Source organism: Campylobacter sp. RKI_CA19_01122 (assembly GCF_025771325.1).
Taxonomy (GTDB): domain Bacteria; phylum Campylobacterota; class Campylobacteria; order Campylobacterales; family Campylobacteraceae; genus Campylobacter_D; species Campylobacter_D lari_D.
In genome coordinates this window covers 135,667-159,941 of the sequence record NZ_JAKMPZ010000002.1, presented here as the reverse complement: position 1 = coordinate 159,941, position 24,275 = coordinate 135,667, and the positions used below count along the sequence as shown (strand labels likewise).

26 protein-coding genes and 2 tRNA genes are annotated in these 24,275 nt (G+C 29.5%); 16 read left to right on the top strand and 12 right to left on the bottom strand.

All coding sequences use genetic code 11. The features are described 5' to 3' along the window. Nucleotides 1–308: 308 nt before the first annotated feature. The 4 genes from L8U37_RS02215 (at nucleotide 309) to L8U37_RS02200 (ending at nucleotide 5,149) form a co-directional block, all read left to right on the top strand. Nucleotides 309–1,721: an aspartate ammonia-lyase gene (locus tag L8U37_RS02215; protein WP_263661463.1), complete on the top strand. Its 1,413-nt coding sequence runs from the start codon at nucleotides 309–311 to the stop codon at nucleotides 1,719–1,721. An 18-nt stretch (nucleotides 1,722–1,739) separates the two neighbouring features. Beyond that, complete coding sequence (locus L8U37_RS02210; RefSeq protein WP_263728470.1) at nucleotides 1,740–3,074, top strand: anaerobic C4-dicarboxylate transporter; 1,335 nt, start codon at nucleotides 1,740–1,742, stop codon at nucleotides 3,072–3,074. Between the two features lie 93 nt (nucleotides 3,075–3,167). Continuing rightward, nucleotides 3,168–4,511 (top strand): TrkH family potassium uptake protein, encoded by a 1,344-nt coding sequence (locus tag L8U37_RS02205; protein ID WP_133319184.1) that lies wholly within the window; start codon nucleotides 3,168–3,170, stop codon nucleotides 4,509–4,511. Then, entirely contained in the window at nucleotides 4,508–5,149 is a 642-nt protein-coding gene (locus tag L8U37_RS02200; RefSeq protein WP_133319183.1) for a potassium channel family protein, read from the top strand. Before L8U37_RS02205 ends, L8U37_RS02200 begins: the two co-directional genes overlap by 4 nt. Nucleotides 5,150–5,385: 236 nt before the next feature. Here the strand turns inward: L8U37_RS02200 and L8U37_RS02195 are convergent. Continuing rightward, nucleotides 5,386–5,462: transfer RNA gene (locus L8U37_RS02195), tRNA-Met, on the bottom strand. Between the two features lie 126 nt (nucleotides 5,463–5,588). Here L8U37_RS02195 and L8U37_RS02190 point away from each other — a divergent pair. Further along, nucleotides 5,589–6,239 (top strand): putative metalloprotease CJM1_0395 family protein, encoded by a 651-nt coding sequence (locus L8U37_RS02190; RefSeq protein WP_263728469.1) that lies wholly within the window; start codon nucleotides 5,589–5,591, stop codon nucleotides 6,237–6,239. On the opposite strand, the gene L8U37_RS02185 is transcribed toward L8U37_RS02190, so the two are convergent. After that, nucleotides 6,240–6,327: transfer RNA gene (locus L8U37_RS02185), tRNA-Ser, on the bottom strand. It abuts the gene before it with no gap. A 53-nt stretch (nucleotides 6,328–6,380) separates the two neighbouring features. Here L8U37_RS02185 and L8U37_RS02180 point away from each other — a divergent pair. Genes L8U37_RS02180 through L8U37_RS02165 form a run of 4 tightly spaced genes read left to right on the top strand, consistent with a single transcriptional unit; the run spans nucleotide 6,381 to nucleotide 9,905 of the window. After that, entirely contained in the window at nucleotides 6,381–7,727 is a 1,347-nt protein-coding gene (locus tag L8U37_RS02180) for a hypothetical protein (protein WP_263728468.1), read from the top strand. Between the two features lie 9 nt (nucleotides 7,728–7,736). Next, nucleotides 7,737–8,357 carry a penicillin-binding protein activator LpoB gene (gene lpoB / locus L8U37_RS02175; RefSeq protein ID WP_133319180.1) on the top strand — a complete coding sequence of 207 codons (621 nt, stop codon included), beginning with the start codon at nucleotides 7,737–7,739 and terminating at the stop codon, nucleotides 8,355–8,357. Beyond that, nucleotides 8,351–9,226 carry a CsgG/HfaB family protein gene (locus L8U37_RS02170; RefSeq protein ID WP_243705634.1) on the top strand — a complete coding sequence of 292 codons (876 nt, stop codon included), beginning with the start codon at nucleotides 8,351–8,353 and terminating at the stop codon, nucleotides 9,224–9,226. The genes lpoB and L8U37_RS02170 overlap by 7 nt, the downstream gene beginning before the upstream one ends. Nucleotide 9,227: 1 nt before the next feature. Next, complete coding sequence (locus L8U37_RS02165) at nucleotides 9,228–9,905, top strand: class I SAM-dependent methyltransferase (protein ID WP_263728467.1); 678 nt, start codon at nucleotides 9,228–9,230, stop codon at nucleotides 9,903–9,905. On the opposite strand, the gene L8U37_RS02160 is transcribed toward L8U37_RS02165, so the two are convergent. Both L8U37_RS02160 and mutY read right to left on the bottom strand, forming a co-directional pair. Beyond that, a complete protein-coding gene (locus L8U37_RS02160) occupies nucleotides 9,895–10,746 on the bottom strand; it encodes a radical SAM/SPASM domain-containing protein (RefSeq protein WP_263728466.1) in 852 nt (283 codons plus the stop codon). The genes L8U37_RS02165 and L8U37_RS02160 overlap by 11 nt on opposite strands. Further along, nucleotides 10,736–11,764: an A/G-specific adenine glycosylase gene (mutY, locus tag L8U37_RS02155; protein WP_263661456.1), complete on the bottom strand. Its 1,029-nt coding sequence runs from the start codon at nucleotides 11,762–11,764 to the stop codon at nucleotides 10,736–10,738. Before mutY ends, L8U37_RS02160 begins: the two co-directional genes overlap by 11 nt. Nucleotides 11,765–11,853: 89 nt before the next feature. Here mutY and L8U37_RS02150 point away from each other — a divergent pair, with 89 nt between their 5' ends. The 6 genes from L8U37_RS02150 (at nucleotide 11,854) to L8U37_RS02125 (ending at nucleotide 16,080) form a co-directional block, all read left to right on the top strand. Further along, complete coding sequence (locus L8U37_RS02150) at nucleotides 11,854–12,606, top strand: SIMPL domain-containing protein (protein WP_263660360.1); 753 nt, start codon at nucleotides 11,854–11,856, stop codon at nucleotides 12,604–12,606. Between the two features lie 62 nt (nucleotides 12,607–12,668). Then, entirely contained in the window at nucleotides 12,669–13,094 is a 426-nt protein-coding gene (locus tag L8U37_RS02145) for a DUF1104 domain-containing protein (protein WP_258108242.1), read from the top strand. A 1-nt stretch (nucleotide 13,095) separates the two neighbouring features. After that, complete coding sequence (locus tag L8U37_RS02140; protein ID WP_263661454.1) at nucleotides 13,096–13,782, top strand: response regulator transcription factor; 687 nt, start codon at nucleotides 13,096–13,098, stop codon at nucleotides 13,780–13,782. Then, a complete protein-coding gene (locus L8U37_RS02135; RefSeq protein ID WP_263664483.1) occupies nucleotides 13,772–15,079 on the top strand; it encodes a sensor histidine kinase in 1,308 nt (435 codons plus the stop codon). The genes L8U37_RS02140 and L8U37_RS02135 overlap by 11 nt, the downstream gene beginning before the upstream one ends. An 8-nt stretch (nucleotides 15,080–15,087) precedes the next feature. Beyond that, the gene (ung, locus tag L8U37_RS02130; protein WP_220567033.1) at nucleotides 15,088–15,777 is read left to right on the top strand and encodes a uracil-DNA glycosylase; all 690 of its coding nucleotides are present in this window, start codon (nucleotides 15,088–15,090) and stop codon (nucleotides 15,775–15,777) included. Between the two features lie 48 nt (nucleotides 15,778–15,825). Then, on the top strand, nucleotides 15,826–16,080 hold the full coding sequence (locus tag L8U37_RS02125; protein ID WP_133319172.1) for a zf-TFIIB domain-containing protein: 255 nt from the start codon (nucleotides 15,826–15,828) through the stop codon (nucleotides 16,078–16,080). 20 nt (nucleotides 16,081–16,100) lie between these two features. On the opposite strand, the gene L8U37_RS02120 is transcribed toward L8U37_RS02125, so the two are convergent. Further along, a complete protein-coding gene (locus tag L8U37_RS02120; protein ID WP_263728465.1) occupies nucleotides 16,101–16,937 on the bottom strand; it encodes an ATP-binding protein in 837 nt (278 codons plus the stop codon). A 66-nt stretch (nucleotides 16,938–17,003) separates the two neighbouring features. Then, entirely contained in the window at nucleotides 17,004–17,885 is an 882-nt protein-coding gene (locus L8U37_RS02115) for a helix-turn-helix domain-containing protein (RefSeq protein WP_133319170.1), read from the bottom strand. A gap of 110 nt (nucleotides 17,886–17,995) precedes the next feature. Here L8U37_RS02115 and L8U37_RS02110 point away from each other — a divergent pair, with 110 nt between their 5' ends. Next, entirely contained in the window at nucleotides 17,996–18,535 is a 540-nt protein-coding gene (locus L8U37_RS02110; RefSeq protein ID WP_133319169.1) for a superoxide dismutase family protein, read from the top strand. Nucleotides 18,536–18,563: 28 nt separating this feature from the next. Here the strand turns inward: L8U37_RS02110 and L8U37_RS02105 are convergent, their stop codons facing one another. From L8U37_RS02105 to tkt, 6 genes are read right to left on the bottom strand one after another with little or no spacing between them, the layout of a single operon-like run. Then, the gene (locus L8U37_RS02105; RefSeq protein ID WP_133319168.1) at nucleotides 18,564–19,085 is read right to left on the bottom strand and encodes a flagellar FLiS export co-chaperone; all 522 of its coding nucleotides are present in this window, start codon (nucleotides 19,083–19,085) and stop codon (nucleotides 18,564–18,566) included. A 42-nt stretch (nucleotides 19,086–19,127) separates the two neighbouring features. Further along, a complete protein-coding gene (locus L8U37_RS02100; protein ID WP_263728464.1) occupies nucleotides 19,128–19,718 on the bottom strand; it encodes a hypothetical protein in 591 nt (196 codons plus the stop codon). A 1-nt stretch (nucleotide 19,719) separates the two neighbouring features. After that, nucleotides 19,720–20,547 (bottom strand): MlaD family protein, encoded by an 828-nt coding sequence (locus L8U37_RS02095; RefSeq protein ID WP_263728462.1) that lies wholly within the window; start codon nucleotides 20,545–20,547, stop codon nucleotides 19,720–19,722. After that, complete coding sequence (locus L8U37_RS02090) at nucleotides 20,547–21,269, bottom strand: ABC transporter ATP-binding protein (protein WP_263665361.1); 723 nt, start codon at nucleotides 21,267–21,269, stop codon at nucleotides 20,547–20,549. Before L8U37_RS02090 ends, L8U37_RS02095 begins: the two co-directional genes overlap by 1 nt. Next, nucleotides 21,266–22,366: an MlaE family lipid ABC transporter permease subunit gene (locus tag L8U37_RS02085; RefSeq protein ID WP_393921358.1), complete on the bottom strand. Its 1,101-nt coding sequence runs from the start codon at nucleotides 22,364–22,366 to the stop codon at nucleotides 21,266–21,268. The genes L8U37_RS02090 and L8U37_RS02085 overlap by 4 nt, the downstream gene beginning before the upstream one ends. A 1-nt stretch (nucleotide 22,367) precedes the next feature. Next, on the bottom strand, nucleotides 22,368–24,272 hold the full coding sequence (tkt, locus tag L8U37_RS02080) for a transketolase (RefSeq protein WP_263728461.1): 1,905 nt from the start codon (nucleotides 24,270–24,272) through the stop codon (nucleotides 22,368–22,370). Nucleotides 24,273–24,275: the final 3 nt, after the last annotated feature.

Below are 24,275 nucleotides of genomic sequence, written 5' to 3'. Positions count from 1 at the left end.
GTTTTAAGTGTTAAGATGATAGCTTATAATCAAATTATCTGAAAAATCATACCCATTACAATCATAACTTCAACAAATACTTCAAAAAAATATACAAAAAATAAATATAATTAATATCATTATAAATAAAATTATTCATAAAATATCCACTATTTAGAAAATGAATATCAATACTTTATATTATTTTATATATTTTTATTAAAATTAGAAAAAATTAGAAAATTTTATGAAACTTTTATAAAAAATTGTTATATAATACCTATTAAGTTCATAAACGAAACTTAAATAAAACCCACAAGGAGTACATCATGGGAACAAGAAAAGAACACGACTTTATTGGTGAGTTAGAAATTTCTGATGAAGTTTATTATGGAGTGCAAACTTTTAGAGCACTAGAAAACTTCAATATGAGTGGTAGAAGACTGCAAGATTATCCTTATTTTGTAAAAGCTTTTGCTCAAGTTAAAAAAGCAGCTGCTCTAGCTAACAAAGAAGTTGGAGTTCTTGATGCAGATAAAGCTGATGCTATTGCTAAAGCTTGCGATAGATTGATTGCTGGTGAATTTTTAGATCAATTTGTTGTGGATATGATCCAAGGTGGTGCTGGTACTAGCACAAATATGAACACTAACGAAGTTATCACAAATATTGCTCTTGAAAGTATGGGTCATAAAAAAGGAGAATATCAATACCTTCACCCAAATGATCATACAAATTTAGGTCAATCTACAAACGATACCTATCCAAGCTCAATCAAAGTAGCAACCTATGCAAAACTTAGTGATCTTTTAAAAGCTATGGAAGGTTTAAAAGCTGAATTAGAAGCTAAAGCTAAAGAATACAAAGATATCATCAAAATGGGTAGAACAGAACTTGAAGATGCGGTTCCTACAACCTTAGGAAACACTTTCAATGCTTTTGCTAGCTATATTAAAAGTGATATTGAAAAGATCACAGCAGCTCGTGAGTCAATGAGCTATTTAAATTTAGGTGCTACAGCTATTGGAACAGGAATTAATTGCCACCCTGATTATAAATTTGTGGTTGAGAAAAAATTAAAAGAAATCACTGGTGTTGATTTTAAACCTGCTGAAGATTTCATTGCAGCTACTCAAGATACAGCTGATTTTGTACATGTAAGTGGCGCATTAAAAACTGCGGCTGTAAGATTATCTAAAATCGCAAATGATTTAAGGTTGATGAATTCAGGTCCAAGATGCGGTCTAGCTGAAATTAGTTTGCCTGCTATGCAACCGGGTAGTTCTATTATGCCAGGTAAAGTAAACCCTGTAATTTGCGAAGCAGTTGGCGAAGCTTGCTATGAAGTTATAGGTAATGATGTTACTATTATGCTTTGCTCTGAAAGAGGTGAATTTGAACTTAATGCTTTTGAGCCAGGCATTGCTTATGGGTTATTTAACTCGATCGTATTGCTTGAAAATGCAATGAAAACTTTAGCTGAAAAAGCTATTAAAGGATTAAAAGCAAACCCTGAAAACTGCAAAAAACTTGTATTAAATTCAATCGGAATCGTGACTGCATTTAATCCTGTTTTAGGTTATGAAAAATCTGCAAGTATTGCAAAAGAAGCTCTAGAAACTGGAAAAGCAGTAGGTGATATTTGTCTTGAAAGAGGCTATTTACCAAAAGAAAAAATTGATGAGATTTTAACACCAGAAAATATGTTAAATCCTCATATGACAGAAAAAAGAAAAGCTTAATAACTTAGGAGTTTAATCATGGATATTATGATTATTTTACAACTTGTTGTCTTCCTTGGGGCAATATTCATAGGTATCCGCCTTGGAGGCATAGCAATAGGCTATGCCGGAGGTTTGGGTGTTGTTATTTTAGGTCTTGTTTTAGGCATGAAGCCAGGTAATATTCCTTGGGATGTTATTTTAATCATCGCTGCTGCTATTGCTGCGATTTCTGCAATGCAACAAGCAGGTGGCTTAGACTACATGGTAAAAGTTACTGAAAGAATTTTGCGTAAACACCCAAAATTCATTAATTATCTTGCACCAGCTTGCGGTTGGTTACTTACTATTTTAGCAGGTACTGGTAATGCAGTATTTTCATTAATGCCTGTTGTTATTGATGTTGCAAAATCTCAAAATATTAAGCCATCAGCTCCACTTTCATTAATGGTTGTTGCTTCACAAATTGGTATTACAGCTTCTCCAGTTAGTGCTGCTGTTGTTTATATGACTGGTGTATTAGAGCCACTTGGTTGGAACTATCCTGCATTAATTGGAATTTGGATTGTAACTACTTTTGCTGCTTGTATGATTACAGCTTTTATTGTAAGTTTAATTACTCCAATGGATCTTAGCAAAGACCCTGTATATCAAGAACGCTTAAAAGCTGGTCTTGTAAAAAGTGCTTCAGATGTTTTACATAGTGAAGATAAACCGGGTGCAAAACTTTCAGTTGCTATATTTTTATTTACGGTATTAGCAGTTGTTCTTTATGCTACTGCAATTTCTAATAATATTAAATGGATTGATCCTGTAGTTATCCCAAGAGATGCTGCAATTATGAGCTTTTTATTAACTGCTGCAACTTTAATTACATTCTTATGTAAAGTTGAACCTGCAAAAATTTTAGATACAAGTGTATTTAAATCAGGTATGACAGCTTGTGTATGTGTATTTGGTGTTGCTTGGCTTGGAAATACTTTCGTTGCAGGCCATGAAGCAGGTATTAAAGAAGTAGCGGGTGAATGGGTTAAACAAACTCCTGCTATGCTTGCAGTTGCTTTCTTCTTTGCTAGTATGCTTTTATACTCTCAAGCAGCTACTGCAAAAGCTATTGTCCCAGTTATCGTTGCTGCATTAGGAATTTCAGCTACAAATCCTAGCGACTCTTATATGCTAGTTGCTTGTTTTGCTGCTGTTTCAGCACTTTTTGTACTTCCAACCTATCCTACTTTATTAGGTGCAGTTCAAATGGATGATACAGGTACAACAAGAATTGGAAAATTTATATTTAATCACGCATTCTTTATCCCGGGTGTATTAGCTATTGCTATTGCTGTTTCATTAGGATTTTTAGCAGTAGGAATGCTTTAATGCTCTTACTTTCCGCTTTTAGCGGAAAGTTTTCTTCTTTTACTTATTAACTAATTTTAAGTAGAATATTTTTTTAATTTTTAAAGAAATAAAATGGCAAAATTATCTTTAGATAGAAATAATATAAGAATCTTATTTATAGGTTATATACTTATAGCTCTTTTTGGCACTTTCATCCTTATGCTACCCATTATGCACACTAAACCAATATCTTTTTTAGATGCATTTTTTACCAGTGCTTCAGCTGTAAGTATGACAGGACTCATTGTGCTAAATACTTCATTAGATTTTAGTTTTTATGGACAGCTTGTTATTTTACTACTTATCCAAATAGGTGGTTTAGGTTATATGAGTATAGCCATGGCTTTATATATTTTAGTACGGAAAAAGATGAGTTTTGGAGAAAAAAATCTTTTAAGAGAATCCTTAATTTATCCTGGTGCTGATGGGCTTGTAGGATTTTTGAAAAAGGTTTTATTTTTTGTATTTGCTATTGAAATTGTTGGTGCTGTTTTATTATTTTTAAGATTTAAATTAGATATGAATTTAACTGATGCTCTATGGGCTAGTATTTTTCACTCCATTTCTGCTTTTAATAATGCAGGTTTTAGCATATTTGAAAGTGGCTTAATGCCTTATAGGGATGATTTTTGGATTAACTTTATCATTACCTCTTTGATTATTATTGGCGGTTTGGGCTATTTTGTATTGCTAGAATTATACTTTTTTTCAAAAAAACGCTTTGCTAGTCTAAGTCTGCATACAAAGCTTGTTTTAATTTCCACTATTATACTAATCATTTTTGCAAGTTTGATTGTGTTTTTATTTGAATATCATAACCCAAAAAGCATAGGAGAATTTTCTCTTTTTGATAAAATTATGAGTGCATATTTTACAGCGGTAAATTACCGAACTGCAGGATTTAATACTCTTGATCTTAGCACCTTTAAGGATGCAAGCTTATTTTTTGGATCTTTGTTTATGATTGTAGGTGGTGCACCAGGTGGAACTGCAGGGGGCATTAAAGTAACTACTATTGCGGTACTATTAATTTATGCATATTGGAGTATCAAAGATAGTAATGCAAGAATTTTTAACTTTGAAATTCCAAGCGAAACTATTAATAAAGCTTTCATTATAGCAGTAAGTTCAATTGTTTATATTATTACCTGCGTGTTGCTTTTATCTTTGATTGAAGATGATAAAAGTTTTTTACCTTTGCTTTTTGAAACAAGTTCAGCATTTGCCACAGTAGGTGTTTCAGTTGGCGATGGTGGGACCTTATCACTTAGTGCGCTTTTTAGCTCCGAAAGCAAACTTATTGTTATTTTACTAATGCTTAGCGGTAGAGTGGGTGTGCTTGCGTTTTTATTTAGTATATTTTTTAAAGAAAAAGAAAAATATTTAAATTATCCAAAAGGAAAAATCATACTATGAAAAAAGAAACTTATGGTATTATAGGACTTGGAAGATTTGGCTCTGTTTTAGCAAAAGAACTTATTGACCAAGGCAAAAGAGTTATTGTTTCAGATATTGATGAAGAAGCTGTTAAAGAGTTGCAAGATCATGCGGATTTTGCTTATATCTTAGATTCTACTCACACCATAGCTTTGAAAGAAGCGGGCTATTCAAATGCTGATGTTGTCATACTTAGTATAGGTGAAAATCTAGAATCAAGCATACTTACCTTCATGGCCTTAAAAGAAATAGGGGTAAAAAATATCATAGCTAAAGCAAATTCTTCTACACATGGACAAATTCTTTCAAAACTTGGGGTTAATAAAGTCATCTATCCTGAAAAAGAATCTGCAAAGCGTTTGGCTAAAATTCTTATCACTAATCCAAATTTTGAAATCATAGATCTTTCAGCCAACACCATAAAGGTAGCAAAACTTTTAATCGATGAGAATTTAGCGGGGAAAACTTTGCAATCCATTGGACAAAATTTAAAAGTCATTGCACACAAACAACATGATACTTGGAGCATTATGCCAAATCTAGAAAATACCGCTTATTTAAACGATATATTAATGCTACTTGGCACTCAAGAAGAACTTAATCAATATGATTATTGAAGATTTTAAATGCTACTTTTACTTTGCACTATCAATATGATAAATCTAGAAAAGAAACTCTAGTGCACGGCTACACAGACCCAATCCATATCCTAGGTCACTAAATTTTTAATGTCCTTGTAAAATAAGGGCATTACAATAAATTAATATATAATCAAAAACTATACTTATAAGTATTCTTGAAAGCTAATTTAGAAAATATAAAAATAAATATAACATTAAAAAGATATTTTAAGTGGTGTCAAGGGGGAGACTTGAACTCCCGACCTCCGGCTTATGAGACCAGCGCTCTAGCCAGCTGAGCTACCCTGACATAAAAAGAAGTTAAAATTATACTTTATTTTGCTTAACATTTTATAAAATACTTATTTTATAAATTTTATATATTTTTTAACTTTTTTGTGCTAAAAATATAAAATTATATTTAAAAAGGATTTTAATGCAAATTAGCTCAAGTTATGGCGGTACCTTTTATACGCAAAATCCTTATCAAAACAAAGACAAAGAACAAACAAAAGAAAATATTTCTGAAAAAGAAAACCCACAGCAAACAAAAGAAAATAAAAATGATCAAGAAAAAGATGAAAAAACTCAAAAAGTTAATGGTAAAGACTTAAGTAGCGAAGAAGTAAAACAGGTACGAGAGCTTGAAAAAATCGACAGAGAAGTAAGGGCTCATGAAGCAGCCCACCAAGCAGCAGGTGGAGCCTTAGCAGGAGCTGCAAGTTTTGGCTATACAAGAGGTCCTGATAATAAAATGTATGCAGTTGAAGGAGAAGTGCCTATAAGAATGCAAAAAGGCAATACTCCTGAAGAAACTATAGCCAATGCTATGCAAGTAATTGCTGCAGCTATGGCACCAGCTGATCCTAGCCCCCAAGATTATAAAGTAGCAGCTAATGCTATGCAAATGCAAAATGATGCGCGCACCGAGCAAGCTAAAATAAAAGCAGAAGAATCAAAGACTCAAAATGATAAAAATAAAGACGAAGACGATAAAAAAGCAAATCCAAATTCTAAAGCCATAAAATCATACACACAAAATTCATCACAAGATTACATAGGAAGTCAGTATAATAAAAGTGCATAGTGGCAGAGAGGAAGGGATTCGAACCCTCGGTGAGTTACCCCACACACGCGTTCCAGGCGTGCTCCTTCGACCACTCGGACACCTCTCTAAAAATGAAAATTATAACTTATTTTTTTAAATTTATACTAAAAAAGGGATTTTATGAAGCTTTTTTACTCTTGTTTTTATCTTTTTATTTTACTTTTTTTAAGTGCTTGTTCAAATCATGCTAATGTTAATTTATCTTATGAAAAAGCCTTTATAAACAAACAATGTGATGAAAATACTTTAACTTTAAAAAATGCAGACAAAGACACTATATACACAGGGTTAAATTTAGCCTCTTTAGCAAGAGTTTGTAAAGATTATGAAAAAAGTAATGCTTTTTTTGATAAAGCAGAAGAGGCTTACAAATATGATGTAGATTTACAAAACGGGCTTCAGAAAGCCACAAGAAATTTTAGCGAAATTTTACTTAATGACACCATCAATGATTATCAAGGTTATTTTTACGAAAGGATTATGCTAAATACCTACAAAGGTTTAAATTATATGAGCTTGGGAGATTTTAAAAATGCAAGAGTAGAGTTTAACAGAGCTTTATACAGACAAGATAGAATGAAAGAATATTTTTATGATTATATACAAAAAGCTCAAGAAGAATACCAAAAAGAGCTTCAAAAAGATAAAAAAACATATGCGAGTTTTAAGCAAAATTTAAACCCTATCTATAAACAATATGACAATCTTCTTAGCACATTTAACGCAAATAAAAATTATACTAATATCTATGCTAGTTATCTTAGTGCTTTATTTTTCTTTTTTGATAAAGATTATATTAAAGCTTATGATCTTTTAAAAGAAGTAGCATTAAGCGATGTAAAAAACAAACAACTTCAAAAACAATTTCAAGTATTTGAAAAATTCACTCATTTAAAAACATCCTTCCCTCAACAAAAATATATTTTTATCATTTATGAAGATGGTTTTAGTGCTACAAAAGAAGAATTTGATCTTACCCTGCCATTTGTTTTTAATGATAATCTTGCAAATATTAGTGTAGCTTTTGCTTATTTAAAATCAAGAAATGCTTCTTATAAATTCTTGCAAAGCCAAGATGAAAAAACACAAAATTTAATTTATTTTGATGATATTATAGCAAGTGAATTTAAAACTCTTTTACCCTCTATGGTGATGAAAACCCTAGCCTCAAGCGCTCTTAAAACTTCAATTAATTTAGCCATAGCTAATAATGATTCTAGTGGCTTTTTATCATTTATTAGCACTGTTAGCACTGCTTTAATCAATAAAGCAGATCTTAGAATATGGCAAGCTTTACCAAAAAGTGCTAGTATTTTAATGCTAAAAAATGAAGGTTTAGTTAAAATTTATGATGATAAAGAAAAAATAATCTTTGAAGATGGGCTAGAAAAAGATAAAAATTATATTGTTCTTATAAGATCTTTTGTGCCAAATTCAAATATTATTTACAAAATTAAAGAAAAATAAGGAGATAAAATGAAAAAAAGTTTATTTTTTATGGTTTTTGCGCTTTTGATTTTCAGTGCTTGTTCTTCACAACCAAAATATACTGATGGTAAAGCTTCGCAAAAAGTTCAAGGAAACGCACTTACTTTAGGACTTGATAGAGAAGATTTTGAAAAAACTGCTGAAGATATGATACAAAGCTTGCTTAGTGATCCTGCTTTTGCAAATTTAAATAGCTCTAATAGAAAAGTTATTGCCATAGGAAAAATCATCAATGACACCCCGCAAAGAATAGACACAGATAAACTCACTTCGAAAATTACCATAGCATTAAGAAAATCTGGTAAATTTATACTAACAACCGCTGTAGCAGCAGGTGGAGCAAAAGATAGTTTATCTCATGATGTAAGAGATTTAAGAGACAATGAAGAATTTAATCAAAATTCCATAGCTAAAAAAGGCACACTTTTGGCCCCAAATTTCTCACTTTCTGGTAAAATCAGACAAGATACCGTTAAACTTTATAATGGCAAAATCCAAACTGAATATTTTTTCCATTTAATTCTTACAGATTTAACTAGCGGTTTAGCTTTTTGGGAAGATGAAAAAACTATTGATAAAACAGGTAAAAGCAAGAGTGTAACATGGTAAAAAAACTACTAATTCTTTTTTTCGCTCTTGTTTATTTTTGTCAAGCACAAAGCGCTTTAAACAAAGAAAGTTATGGTGAGGGTTTTGGAAATACAAGAAGTGAAGCAATAAAAAATGCCATCAATGAAGCTCTTGGGAAAATGGAGGGTTTAAAACAAGTTAAGCTTAAAAAATTCGAATTTAGCTTTAATGGAAATTTCAATATAGGTTATGATGAAGAAATAGACTTAGTTAGCAATGGAGTTTTTAATAGCTATGATATTAAATCTTTAACTCAAACAAATCAAAATGAATTCCATGCAAAAGTTGTGATTTACAAAAAACTTTATAGTGAAAAAAATCTTGAAGATAAAAGTTCGCTAATTATCATCAATAAAGTTAAAGATGAACTTTCGGCTAAATTTGAACAAGAGCTTTTAAGCGTTTTGCTCCAAAGTAAAAAATTTAGAATTTTAGATAGAGCAAATCTTGATCTTTATAATCAAGAAAAATCTTTACTTATAAAAAATGCAAGCGATGATGAACTTGTTAAGCTTTATAATGTTTTAGGGGCTGATTTTTTACTTATTTTAAATCCTAAAATAACACAAACACAAAATGAAATTAACACTCAAACTTATAATATTAACATTGATTATCGTTTGATAGAATTTGCTACAACTCAAATCAAAGCTTCCAATACCCTAGAATTTAAAATGAGTTCTACAAGCAAATCAAGCAAACAAAAAGCCCTTAGAGGTATAGCTACAAAAATTACCGAAGATATTTTTAAACATTCTAAAGACAATGACAAAGAAGAAGAAATAGAACATGGTTTGGATGCAAACTATCAAATCAACAATGAAGGTGGAGTTAATTTAGGTTTTTAAAATGCAAAAAGCATGGGATATTAATGCAAAATTTTGGGATGTACAAATGGGAGATGATTCTAATGAATTTCATAAAAAAGTTGTGCGTCCTAAAGTTGAAGAATTGCTAAACATGCAAGATGATGATTATATTCTAGATATTGCTTGTGGAAATGGAAATTTTTCCGCTTATATGTGCAAAAAATACAACATAAATGTTTATGCTTTTGATTATAGTGATCAAATGATAAAATTAGCAAAACAAAGATGGAAAAATTTTCTACATAAAATTCATTTTCAAACCATAGACGCTAGCGATGAATTAACTTTGCAAAATTTAGCTAAAAAACACACCTTTAGCAAAGCTGTTTCAAATATGGCTATCATGGATATGGAAAATATCCAGCCCTTATTTAAAAGTCTTTATTTTCTACTAAAAGAAAATGGAATTTTTGTTTTTGCTACTCAACATCCTTGTTTTGTAACATTAACTAAAAAATATCTTAGTCCGCATAATTATCTTGGGTATGCATTTGAAAAACAACCTGTAAAACATCACTACTACCACCGTTCTTTGGAAGAAATTTTCAACACTTGTTTTAAAAATGGTTTTATCATAGATGGATTTTTTGAAGAACCTTTTTTAGATGAAGAATTTCCTGAAATCATAATTGTCCGAGCAAGGAAAATCAGTTTTTAAATTGCAAAAACTCACATCTTTTGCAAAGATCCGCTTTTAAAATTCCTTGCTTGAAGCCTTCTTTTAATTCTATATATAAAGACGAATTTAAAAGCTCGCTAAAATCTTTTTCAAAACAATTTCCAAGTTTTATATCCCCTTTAGTATCCAAACAACAAGGCACTAAAGTTCCATCGCTTAAAATAGCAATTTGTCCATTTAAAGCATGACAATACCCATTCTCCCTAATAACCCCATCTTTCAAAGAAGGCCATTTAAAAAGCTTAGCTTGGTGTAATATAACATGCCTTTCTAGGCGATTTTTAACTTTTTGCTTTTGAATTTTTACTTTAAAATTTTGCTCTAAAAAATCATAAATTTTCTCATTTTCTAAAGGTGGGTTGAAATTTTTATCTAAATTCCAAAGTCTTAAATTGATAAAAGAATTGTTTTTATTTTCCAAGTGCAAAAAAATAAGTTTTAAAACAGGCTCAAAGTATTCTTTTAAACTCATTCTACTTTGAGATAAAAAAGCACCCAAAGAAATATTGATTTGTCGTATGTTTTTAGAATCTAAAACAAGTTTTATTTTCTCATCATCAAAATAAAACCCACTTGTAGTAAGTTCTATTTGCATATTAAATTTAAAAGCTATTTTTAGATACTCTTTTAAATTTAAAACCCTTAAAGGATCTCCAAGCACATGAAAAGTAAAAAGCTTGGCATGACTATGCACACTTTTGCAAATTTTTTCAAAATTTTCAAGGCTCATTTGTTTTCTTTGCGCTTTTTGACTAGGACAAAAATCACATTTTAATCCACAAATATCACTTAATTCTATATAAATTTTCTCAAAATGCATAATCACTCTTTTTAAAAAGCTCAAACGCTTTTAAGGCAAGTTTTGAAAGTGCAAGATGTTCTAATTCTTTATAAGAAAATGCTTTTGCTTTGAAATCTTCAAAATCATCATCTTTTAAAAAATACACCTTGGCATTAATTTTATATTTGGTGTAAGAGTGTTTAAATTCACCTATAAATTTTGCATTTTTTTCTTTATTGTATTCTAAAAAATTATACATATTAAAATATAGCTTTTCTTTACTTTTGATAAGCAAAAACTGCTCATTTTTTTGCACTATGAGTATATTTAAAATAATATTTTCATATTGAGTTTTTTTAGATACATGAAATTTTTCATATTCATTTTTTCCACTACAAAAACTCTCTATGGGGCAAAGCTTGCATTTTGCATTTTTAGGTAAACAAATCAAAGCCCCTATATCCAACAAAGCTTGATTATGATCAAATGCATTATCATAGTTTAAAAACTCTTTTGCTTTTTGCGTTAAAAGTTTAGAGTTTGGATTTTGCAAACTATAAAATCTACTCAAAACTCTTTTAATATTTGCATCCACAAAAGCTTTAGCTTGTAAAAAACCAAAACAAGCTATAGCACCAGCTGTATATTCTCCAATACCAGGAAGTTTTTGAAGCTCTTTTATGTCAAATGGTAATTTTGCATTAAATTCTTGCACACAAATTTTTGCACATTTATGTATATTCCTAGCTCTAGTATAATACCCAAGTCCTTGCCAAGCTTTTAAAACCTCATCTTCGCTTGCCATAGAAAGCGCTTTTAAAGAAGGAAATTTAGCTAAAAACTGAAAATAATAATTTTGCAAAACACTCTTTACTTGAGTTTGTTGTAACATAATCTCGCTAATATAAACAGCATAAGCATTGTCAATATTTTTTAGCTTTTTTAAATCATCCTCGCTACCATATTTTCTATATTCTTTATGCAAAATACGCCAAGGAAGGTTTTTTCTACCATTCTCGTTATACCATTTTAAAATACTTTCATGAATTTTTCGCATTAAAACTTTCTTTGTTTTTAAAAATTATACAATCTATTCTTAAAAGCTTTATGTTAAAATTAAAAAAATATTTTTAAAAAGGAGTAAAAATGAAAAGTTTTTTAAAAGGTTTAGGATTAGGATTACTTTGTTTAGTATTGTTTGTACTAGGAGTAGTTTTTAATACTGAATTTTTAGGTTTAAAAAATCATAATAAACAAAATGTAGAATTTTCAAGAAATATAGAAGTATCAAATGAAATCATGCCAAATGTTTTTAATGCTGTTTTAAATTTTAGCGCGAGCGAAGAACTTAGTAAAAAAACTATCATCTCTAGTGATGAAAAAAATCATATTGCTAAAACTTTCAAAGAAATTTCAGATCGTATTGCCAAAGAAGACTATTGTAAAGGTGGAAGTTATACTTTAGAGCCAAGTTATAATTATTATCAAGGAGTAAAAACACTTAATGGGTATAGATTGTATTCTAATTTCACTTGTCAAATCCCACAAAATAAAAATAAAGACTATGAAAATCTTATAAAAGATATAGAAAATATCAGCAATACTAATACTTTAATTTCTTTTAATACTAAAGCCTTGCAAGCAGGATTTGACGAAGCAACCTTAGAAGCAAACAAAGAAGATTTATACGATCTTGCGCTTAAAAAAGCTTTTGAAAAAGCTCAATATTATTCTAAAACTTTAACAAAAACTTGCATAGTAAAAAATGTTCATTTTGATAGTTGTAATATCAAATACAATTCTCCAAGTTTAGCAGCTAGTGCAGATAGTGTAGTGCTTCCTGTTATTAAAAATGAAAAGCAAAGCTTAAAAGCTAATGTGCTTTTTGTTTGTCAATAAATTTTATTTTGGCTTTATCTTGGGTTTTTATAATTTCTCATCATTAATTTAAAGGAGAAAAAATGAAAAAAATTATAGGTTTATTTATTATGGGTTCTTTAGCAGCCTCTTTGGCATTTAGTGCTGATTTTTCCAAAAAAAGCAATGATGAAATTTTAAATCTTGCAAAAAGCGTAAAAGCACAAGATCAAGCTGACTTAATTATAGAAATGAAAAAGAGAATGAATGAGATGAAATACAAAGACGCAAAAGTTTTTCATCAACAATTTAAAAGTAACTTACGCGAAAACATCTCTAAACTTTCTCCTCAAGAAAGAAGTCAAAGAAAGGCTATCGTTCAAGAAGATATGCAAAAACTAACCGATGAAATGAGTGGCAAAGAAATACGAGATTTAAATTTACATCATTATAATAAAAATGAACACAAAGCCCATAAAATGAATCATCAAGGGCATGGTGCAAATCATGGAAATTGCTCAATGAGATAAAATGGCAGCAAAAATTCTACTCTTAGAAGATGATTTAAGCTTAAATGAAATCATCAATGAAGCCTTAAGCGATGAAGGTTTTAAAGTCTCTTGTGTATATGATGCACAAGAGGCACTAGAAAAAGCTTATGAAGAAAATTTTGATCTTTGGATTTTTGATGTTAAAGTTCCAAAAGGCAATGGTTTTGAAGTATTAAAGGAATTAAGAGAAAGTGCTAAAAACACTCCTGCTATATTTTTAACTTCTTTATCCATGCTTGATGATGTAAAACAAGGATTTTTATCAGGTTGTGATGATTATATTAAAAAGCCTTTTGATGTTGATGAGTTAATTATCCGTGTAAAAAATATCATTAAAAGAAATTTTAGTCATCAAAAGGAAGACTTAATCTTACTTAGCTCTTCAAAAAATATTTCTTTTGATCCTATCAATAAAACCCTTTATCAAAATGAAGAAATTATCAACCTAACTAATAAAGAAAAAGAACTCCTAGCTTTACTTTTAAAAAAACGCCCTCATTTTGTAAATATAGAAACTATTTTTGACGAAATTTGGAGTTTAGATGAAGAGCCTGTGATCATGAGCCTTAGAGTGTATATCAAGAATTTAAGAAAAATTCTTGGTAAAGACCTTATCATCAATCAAAGAAATATAGGCTATGCCATTAGGCTAGAAAATGAAAAGTGAAAACTTTAATAATACCATTTTTAAAATCCTAGCCCTTTATATCATCACAAGTGGCGTATTTTTAACGATTTTTTTTATTACTTTTTATCAAAAAGAAGCAAATTATATACGACTAAATCAAATCACACACTCATACACTCACTATAATTATATTTTACAAAATATCATCGAAGCAAGACACGATAAAAATTTATTAAACAAAGATGATTTTTCTTATATTTCTAAAAAAATAAATACTCAATTTGCTATTGTTGCAAACAATCAAATCATTTTTAGTAATTTAACTTTTGATGCTTTAAAAATATTAACACAGCTTAAAGAAAACAACTTTATTTACAACGAAAACAAAAGATTATTCATAGATTTTTCAAGGATTAGAAATCTTAATACTTATATAGATACGAGTAATTTAAGAAAGCCAAAACACCATTCTCATTTTTTGAGACATAAAAATATCCATATCATTATAGAAACGGAAGATCTTGGCTTTAAAAAAGAACAATACCGCAAAGATAATTACAATAATTTAGATATTAACGATTATGCTAATGAACTTTGGAAACTAAAATTAAAAACTATTTTTTATACACTTATATGTATTTTACTACTTGCTATAATTGCTTATATACTCATCTTGCTTGTTTTTAAAAATATCAAAGAACAATTTAAAACACTCAATGATTTTATTAAAGATACCACGCATGAAATTAACACACCTTTGAGCGTGATTTTAGCTAGTATTAAAAAATTTGATGATACAAATTTAAATCCAAATAACACTAAAAAACTAAATCATATCAAACTAGCAAGTAAAAATTTAAATCATATCTATCAAAACCTCATAGCCTTAAATTTTTTCTTACAAAAAGAAAATACAAAAGAAGATATAAATTTAAAAGAGCTTTTAGAACAAAGATTAGAATATTTTGACACTTTAATCTCTCAAAAAAATCTCATCATTGAAAAAGAGCTTTTAGAGCAAAATTTCTATGCAAATAAAGAAGAAATGCAAATTTTACTTGACAATCTTTTAAGCAATGCCATAAAATACACCAATACTAATAAAAAAATCTTTATTTGTTTAAAAGAAAAAACACTTAGTATTAAAGATGAAGGTCAAGGTATGAGTGCTAAAGAAATTACTCAAATTTTTACACGCTACAAACGCTTTAATCAAGACCAAGGTGGTTTTGGCATAGGCTTAAATTTAGTCAAACAAATAGCCGATAAAAACAATATCAACATAAAAGTTTTGAGTAAAAAAGATAAAGGAAGTGAATTTATACTTTCTTGGTAGGGATAAAAATGGAAATTTGCTTAGAAAAAATTAAAATAGATAACGCTTGGAAGGAATTTTTAAAAGAAGAGTTTTTAAAGCCTTATTTTTTAGAAATAAAAACTCATTATATCAATGCTTTAAATGAAAGAAAAACTATATATCCACCCGCGAATTTAATCTTTAATGCTTTTAATCTAACCCCTTTACAAGATTTAAAAATCATACTTTTAGGACAAGATCCTTACCACAACCCTCATCAAGCCATGGGTTTGAGCTTTAGCGTGCCAATGGGTGTTAAAATTCCCCCATCTTTACTTAATATCTATAAAGAATTGCAAGATGATTTAAACATCCCTATAGCAAAACATGGTGATTTAAGTAAATGGGCTAAACAAGGAATTTTACTTTTAAATTCTATTTTAAGTGTAGAAGCAAATAAACCTGCTTCACATGCACATTTTGGTTGGCAAAAATTTACCGATGCGGTTATATCAAAACTTAGCAATGAAAAAGAAGGATTGATATTTTTACTTTGGGGAAATTATGCTAAAAATAAAAAAAATTTAATCAACCCTCAAAAACACTTTATCCTAGAAGCAGCACATCCTTCGCCTTTAGCAAGAAATGCTTTTTTAGGTTGCAAGCATTTTTCAAAAAGTAATGAAATTTTATCAAAACTTGGTAAAAGTCTTATTGATTGGAATTTAAACCCTTAATTTACTTAAAACTTATATACTTTCAAAAATTTTCAAAAAAGGAATACAATGACTTGTCCAGTTTGTGTAAATACTGACTTATTGATGAGCGAAAGAAATGGAGTTGAAATTGATTATTGTCCAAAATGCCGTGGTGTTTGGCTTGATCGTGGTGAGCTTGATAAAATCATAGAAAGAAATTCTTCTCAAAGTACACAACAACCTCAACAACAAAATTATAACCAACAAGCAAACTACCATCATAATAACGGCTATAAATACAAGAAAAAAGAAAGTTGGCTTGGGGAATTATTTGACTTTTAAGCCCAAAGGCTTAAAAGTTTTTATATTTTTACTTTAATTAAAGCATTTTCTGCCATTTTTGGCACCCATAAATACTCACCATCAAAAAACATATCTGCAGGACCTTTTATAGAAGCCAAATCAAGTTTTATTTCTTTATTATCTTTTAGAGTATAAATATATCCTTGAAGATTTTTACCCCAACTTGACACTAAAAGATTTTTATTTTTATCATACACAATGCCATCAAATTGTTCTATTTTTTTGCTTAATTCTTGAATTTTCTTTGAATTTAAATCAATACTAATGATTTTCCCACCCGCTTTATCACTTGGATCATAACCTGCTACAAATAAAGTATTTTTATCTATCAACAATCCATTTGGGCCACCATATTTTGAATCTAAATGGATAAAGTTTTCATATTTTTTATCCTTTAAAAATACTTTGTGAATGTATCCTGTACCTGTGTCACTAACTAATAATGTGTCATTATTTAACACAGCAATATCATTTAAAAATACCGCATTTTTTATAGGAAGTTTGAAAATTTCTTTTTTATTTTTTATATCAAAACCATATAAAATATCAATATCAACCACATATAAAACATCACCTATTTCAGACATACCTTTTGGAGCATTAAGGCCTTTTATAAATTCTAATTCCAAAATTTTTCCATCTTTATCTAATTTTGAAATAAAACCATCATTGTCTTTATTTAATGGAGTTAGCTCTTTTCCTACATTAGATACATAAACTGCATTTTTATCTACATATACACTTTCAGGATGTGCAAAACCTTTAAATTCTTGAACCTCTAAAGCATTTGCGCTGCAAAATGCAAATAAGGCCAAAGTTAAAATACTTTTTTTCATAATTGTTACCTTTCTTAAATTTTATTAACAAATTCTAATAAAAAACCAAAATAAAATCTATCATTTTTAAGATAAAAAATATAAGTTTTTTGACTTTTGTTCTTGTTTTGGGGTAATGCCATATCTTTTTTTATATCTTGCTATAAACCAAGCAGGAGAATTAAATCCAAGTTCATAACAAATTTGAGTGATATTTTTCGTAGAAAATTCAAGTAAAAATTTAGCTCTTTCAAAACGCTTATTATCAAGCCATTCTTTAGGAGTAATACCAAAACTTTGTTTAAAATTACGACTAAAACTTGCTATATCCATTTTACTAAATTTGGCCATAGAAGCTACACTTTCAAAGTCATTTTGACAATATGCAAACATCTTATAAAGCTCTAATTTAAAACCACTTAAAATGGCTTTTAAAAAAGCTAAAAACTCTGCATTATCTTCACTATATAATAAAGACAAAAATAATTCTTCAAATTTTAATCTAAGCAGATATTCATTTTTCTCATTAAATTCATTTATACAAGGTAAGAAAGACTCGAAAATACCTTTAGTTATCAGATTAGTTTTTAAACTAAATAAACTTTTAGCATATTTTGGAGAATCTAATTTACAAATTAATTCTTGATATTTAAAAATAAGTTCTATTAAAATACTTTCCTTAAAACACAAAATAATAGATTCATATATATTTTCATCATTTAAATAATCTCTAATGGAAAAAGAATTTTTTGTAAAAAACACAAGCTCATCTTTTTTTACATTAAACTGATTATCCATAGTATAAATACTTTTAGAACCTTTTAAAATAAATACTAAAGCATAATCTTTAAATACAACTTCTTGATTTTTATCATTTGAAAAATCTTTTTGATACCAACATAAAGAAAAAAAAGTATTTTTCAAAACATTTTGACTGATTTTTTCAAGATCTTTTGGAAAAATTAACATATATACCTTTTTATAAGTTTTTTGATTATGTATATAATACAATAAAAAATATTTTTTATTAAGAATTTATGTTACAATATAATTAATTTCAATTAAAAAAAGGAGAAAAAATGAAAAAAATCATTCTAGGTTCTTTACTAGCATCAAGCTTTTTATTTGGAGCAAATTTAGAAAATTTTAATCCAAAAGCACAAAAAGATCATTTAGTTATCAAAATGGAAATTCTTGATAAAAAAGCTAATAAAGATGCAGGCGAAGTTGTAGCAGTACAAACTCCTTATGGGGTAGCATTTTATCCAAATCTTAAAGGTTTAGAAAGTGGAATTCATGGCTTTCATGTTCATGCAAATGCTGATTGTGGAGCAACTGATAAAGGTTTAGGTATGAAAGCAGGTGGACACTGGGATCCTGAAAAAACAGATGCTCACTCAAGCCCATGGGATGATAAAGGTCACAAAGGGGATTTACCACCACTTTATGTAGAAAAAGATGGTAAAGCAACTAACCCTGTATTAGCACCAAAAATCAAAACTCTTGATGAGCTTAAAAATCATGCTCTAATGATACATTTTGGAGGAGACAATCACAGCGATCATCCTGCAGCACTTGGCGGTGGCGGTGCTAGAATGGCATGTGGTGTTATAAAATAAAAATCTAAAGGCTTTTTAGCCTTTAGTGTTATTTAAAAAGCTTAGTAAAATCAAAATCACCCATAAAATCATGGCTTGATCCGCCAAAACTTTGACTAGGACTATAAGTAGCAATAGCCACTGCAAGCTCACTAAGCATAGAAGCTATTTCTTCTCTTTTATCGACTATATAAGCTTTCATACCTTCATAATCACTAGTTTCTAAAATTTTTAAAGGATTATAAATTTCAAAAGCAAATGCCTTTGAACCAACATTTACATTATAATTATTATCAAATAAAGCATTACCTAAAAATGAGCAATTATCTACTATTTTCAAACTTTCACTAGCAATTAAAACTTTATCTTGCACATCTTCATAGTTTTTATCTTCTAGAAGTTTTGAAATTTTTTTCAATGAAGAATCTAAAATTTGCAAAGCACCTATAAAGTCATTAGCATCAGTAATATCTTCACTAAATTTTTGTGTTTGATGTTTTAAATTCGCACCATCTATACTTGAACCTACTTGTCCTAAATGTTTTTGTAAGATTTCTAATTCATCTCTCATAATACACCTTCCTTGTTATTGCTATAATAAGAAAAGCATTTTTTATTCCAAATTTTGATCTATCCAAACTCTAAAATCTTTAGCAAAAAGCAAAAAAACCTCATCATAGTTTTGGATTAAAATTTGAGGATTATTATCATTTAATTCTTTTTCATAGTAAAAGTACTTACTCGCTATAAGTTTTTTAGTGTTTATTTGCACTAAATTTAAATTAATACCAAACTTTATTTTAGAATGCATCTCATCACTAAAATCTTGCTCTAAAATATCCACTTTACTTTCTAAAACATAATCAGCACTAGCTAGACTATCTTGATTTAAAACTGCTTTAAATACCCCTAAATCTTGCAAATGAAATTCCAAAAAAGATTTTATCATTAAAGTAGGATTTTCTTTCCAAAAATGATAGGCATAGGTATTGATAGTATAATCTTTTTTATAAAAAATTTCATTAGTATAAGCTAAGCCTTTAGGTAAGGAAACTATAATAGTTGCATTTTTTTTATTTTGACTTTGCTCTAGCTTTTCTAAATTAATACTAAAATATTTATTTGCAGGTAAAGTTTGACTTGGATTAATCAAAGAGCAAGCACTAAAAAAAATAGCTATTAAACTAATATATAAATATCTCATTTTATTCTCCTGGAGCATATTGAGTAGCCTTATCTTTATAAATTATATCTGAAGGATTTTGCTTTAAAATATTTAGTAATTGCGTAAAATCTAAAAACAAAACTCTTAAAATATCCAAATTTTCATTTAAGAGCATTCTACTTTTATTAAGCTCATTAAGTTGGCCATTAGCATTGTTTAAAAAATTTGAAAATTCACCTGCACTTTTGCCAAGTTTAGAACTTGTTTTATTTAAATTTGCTAAGAATGCTGGTACATTAGCATTTAAATGTGCAGAAAATTCTGATGAATTTTGCAAAATTTGCTCTATGTTTTTTAAATTTTTATCACTTAAGAGTTTTTCTAATTTTATTTTTGAACTTGTGATTAGTTCTAATAAATTTGAAGTTTGCTTATCTATGCTTGCAAAAAAACTTTCTTTTGATTTTATAATAGGATAAACATCATCACCTGCTCTCAAAACACTAGCTTCCTCACTACCTCCTGCAAGCTGAATAAATTTAAATCCTGTTATGCCTTGAATTTGCAAACTTGCATAAGTATCTGTTTTAACAACCAAACTAGAATCAAGCTTAACTAAAATTTTTACTCTTAGTTGCTTACTTGAGCTATCTATACTGATGTTTTCAACACTTCCAACATCTACTCCTAAAAATTTAACTGGAGCTTTTACACTAAGTCCTGCAACTGATTCTTCCATATAAATTTCATAATATTTGAATGATTTTTCATCTTTTAAATTTCCATACCACACTATAAAAAACAAACTGATAAAAAATAACACACAAACAAAAATTCCAATCAAAATATAATTTGCTTTGTTTTCCATTATTGCATAAACCTCTCATAAAGTCTTGGATTTTGCTCTTGCAAAGCCTCGACATTTCCCAAAAAACCAACTTTTTTTTCTTCTATAATCAAAAAGCGGTTTAAAACATTTTTCATACTCTCTTTATCATGAGTAATTAAGACTACACATAATTTAAAGCTTTGTTTTAAACTCAAAAGTAACTCATCAAATTCTCTTGAGCTATAAGGATCAAGCCCTGAAGTTGGCTCATCTAAAAAAAGTAATTTAGAATCAAGTGCCAAAGCTCTAGCTATGGCCACTCTTTTTTTCATACCCCCACTTAATTCACTAGGATAAAGCTTTGCCACGCTCTCATCAAGCCCTACCATCTTAAGCTTCATCATAGCTATTTCTTTAATGTCGTTTTTGCTAAGTTTTGTGTATTCAACCAAAGGTATGCTAATGTTTTCAAGTATATTAAAAAAGCTAAATAATGCTCCATATTGAAAAACAACACCCCATTGTTTTTGCAAAAACAAAGCATCTTCATCGCTTATATTTTTTAATTTCTTGCCTAGAATTTCATACTCTCCCTTATCAAAATGCTCAAGCATTAACATTTGTCTTAAAAGCACAGATTTACCACTACCACTACCACCTAAAATGCCAAAAATTTCATTATCTTGCACTTCAAAACTAATATCTTCATGCACACATTTACTTCCAAAATAAGTGCTGATATTTTTAGCCTTTATAATCAAAATCCAGCCTTTGTCAAAAATACAGAGAAAATCGCATCAAAAGCTATCACCCAAAAAATAGCATTTACCACACTTTTTGTCGTATAAACACCTATGCTTTCGGTAGTTTTTTGTACAAAAAATCCTCTAAAACAAGCAATAGAAGCAATCAAAAATCCAAAAATAGGTGCTTTTATAAGTCCTATGATAATATGTTTTAGCTCCACTGCTTCTTTAAAACGACTCATAAACTCACTCGCACTAATTTCTAAACTAAACCAAGCAACTACAATTCCACCTATAATACTTAAAATATCAGCTACTATTACTACCAAAGGCATAGCAAGTGCTAAAGCTAAAACTCTAGGTAAAATGATAAATTCACTTTCTTTAAAACCCATAGTTTTCATCGCATCAATTTCATCAGTAAGTTTCATTACTCCAATTTGAGCTGTATAAGAACTTGCACTCCTGCCTGCAATAACAATAGCACTAATTAATGGTGCAAGCTCTCTAGTGGCAGAAATTCCCATTAAATCAACAATATAAATATTAGCTCCAAATTGTGCAAGTTGATACGCAGCTTGATAAGCAAGCACCACACCCACAAGCAATGAAGTTAGCATAATAATAGGTAAAGCATTAATAGCGCTATTTTCTACATGATATAAAAATGCCTTAAAGCGAAGTTTTTTAGGGTTTAAAAGTGTTTTAAAACAAGTATAAATAATAAGTCCTATGAAATTTAAAAACTGCACTAAAATTGTAAAAGAATTTGCAACTTTCTTTCCTAAATTTTCAAAAAAATCTTTGATTGTTTTTTTATCTTCATAAGAATCACAAAAGCTTTTGTAGTGTTTTTGACAAAGTTCAAAAAGCTTAGCATGCTCGCTTTTAAGATTTATCCTACTAAGCTCAAAACCTTTTTGCTTAAATTCATTTTCTAAAGCTAGAAAATACCTAATCCCAGCAGTATCTATAAAATCTAAATTTGCAAAATCAAAAATAATATTTTTTTGAGTAGGAAAATCTAATTTTTCCAATTTTCCTACGCTTGTTTTATCCCATATACCAAAGACGCTAAAAATGCATTCTTGATTTTTAACATCTTTGATTATTTTATTTTTCATTACATAGACTTAAAATATATGAGCTTAATTTCTCCTCACTAAATCCAAAATGCTCAAATACATCTTTATCTTTACCACTCTCACCAAAACTTTCTATACCATAAAGCTCATCACAAATTCTATAAAGCTCGTTTGAATTTGCAGCTTCCACGCCTATAACCTTACCTTGTAAAATTCTTTCTTTATAAGATTTTTCTTGAGCGATGAATAACTCATAACAAGGCATAGAAACCACATTAGCAATCACACCTTTTTCTTTTAAAATCTTAGCTGTTTTTACACATAATGACACTTCACTACCACTTGCTAAAAGTGTAAATTGCGCATTTGCGTTTTCTTCTAATAAATAAGCCCCATTTTCAACATCTCCAAAAACAGGCTCGCTTAAAGCACTTAACTTTTGACGCGATAAAACAAAAACACTTGGCATATTAGTTTTAAGTGCAATCTGCCATGCTTTTACATTTTCAACCCCATCAGCTACTCTAAATGTCAATGAATTTGGCATAGCTCTAAAAGTGCTAAGCTGCTCTATAGGTTGGTGTGTTGGGCCATCTTCGCCTACACCTATACTATCGTGAGTAAAGATGAAAAAGTGTTTAGCCCTCATCAAAGCTGCTATTCTTGCAGCAGGTTTTAAATACTCACTAAATATAAAAAAAGTAGCACAATAAGGCAAAAACAAACCATATCTTGCAAAAGCATTTGATATAGCAGCCATTGCATGCTCTCTTATACCATAGTGGATATTTTTTCCATTTGGAAAATCGCCCATATCTTTGAGTTCAGTTTTATTTGATGGACCTAAATCTGCACTACCACCTAAAAATCCCGGTAAGGCTTTAGCAATAGCATTTAAAATCATACCATTGCTATCTCTAGTAGCTAAATCTTGTCCTTTAAAATCAGGAAATTGTATTTTTGAAAAATCAGGCTCTAAAAGCTCTTTTAGCAATGCTTGCTTCTCTGCATTTAAATTTTGCACTTTTTGATTCCATTTAGCTTGTGCTAAATCCCCAAGTTCTATTGCCCCACTAAAGCGAATTTTAACTTCTTCTGGGATTTCAAAAGTTTTTTGTGGATCAAAACCTAAAGCCTCTTTTGCCTTTTTTATAAGCTCTTCACCCAAAGGTGCTCCGTGAGAATGATGACTTCCCTCAAGATCTAAAGCTCCTTTAGCTATGGTAGTATGAGCGATAATTAAACAAGGCTTTTTGCTTTCTTTAGCAGTTTTTAATGCTAAATCAATTTGCTCAAAATCATGCCCATCTATCTCAAGTACTTCAAAATTTTGCGCTCTAAAACGCTCTTTTACATTTTCATTAAAAGCAATAGCCACATCACCTTCAATTGAAATATTATTGCTATCATAAATGATGATTAAATTATCAAGGTTATGCACACCTGCCAAAGAACAAGCCTCATAAGAAATTCCTTCTTGTAAATCTCCATCACCGCATAAACAATATACTTTATGATTGATAATATCCTCACCCAAAAGCAAACTTGCTTTTTTAGCTGCCATAGCAAAACCAACCGCATTTGCAATGCCTTGTCCTAAAGGTCCTGTGGCGATTTCAACACCTGGAGTGAAAATTTCAGGATGACCTGGGGTTTTAGAGTGTAATTGACGGAAATTTTTTAAATCTTCTAAACTTACATCATAACCGCTCAAATGTAAAAAGCTATAAAGCAAAGCACTAGCATGACCACCTGAAAAGACTAATCTATCGCGGTTTAACCATGTAGGATCTTTTGGATTATGCACTAAATGAGCACTTAAAACACTTATAATATCTGCTAAACCCATTGGAGCACCTGGGTGGCCTGAATTTGCTTTTTGCACCATATCCGCACATAAAAATCTTATAGTGTTGGCTTGTTTTTGTAACATTGT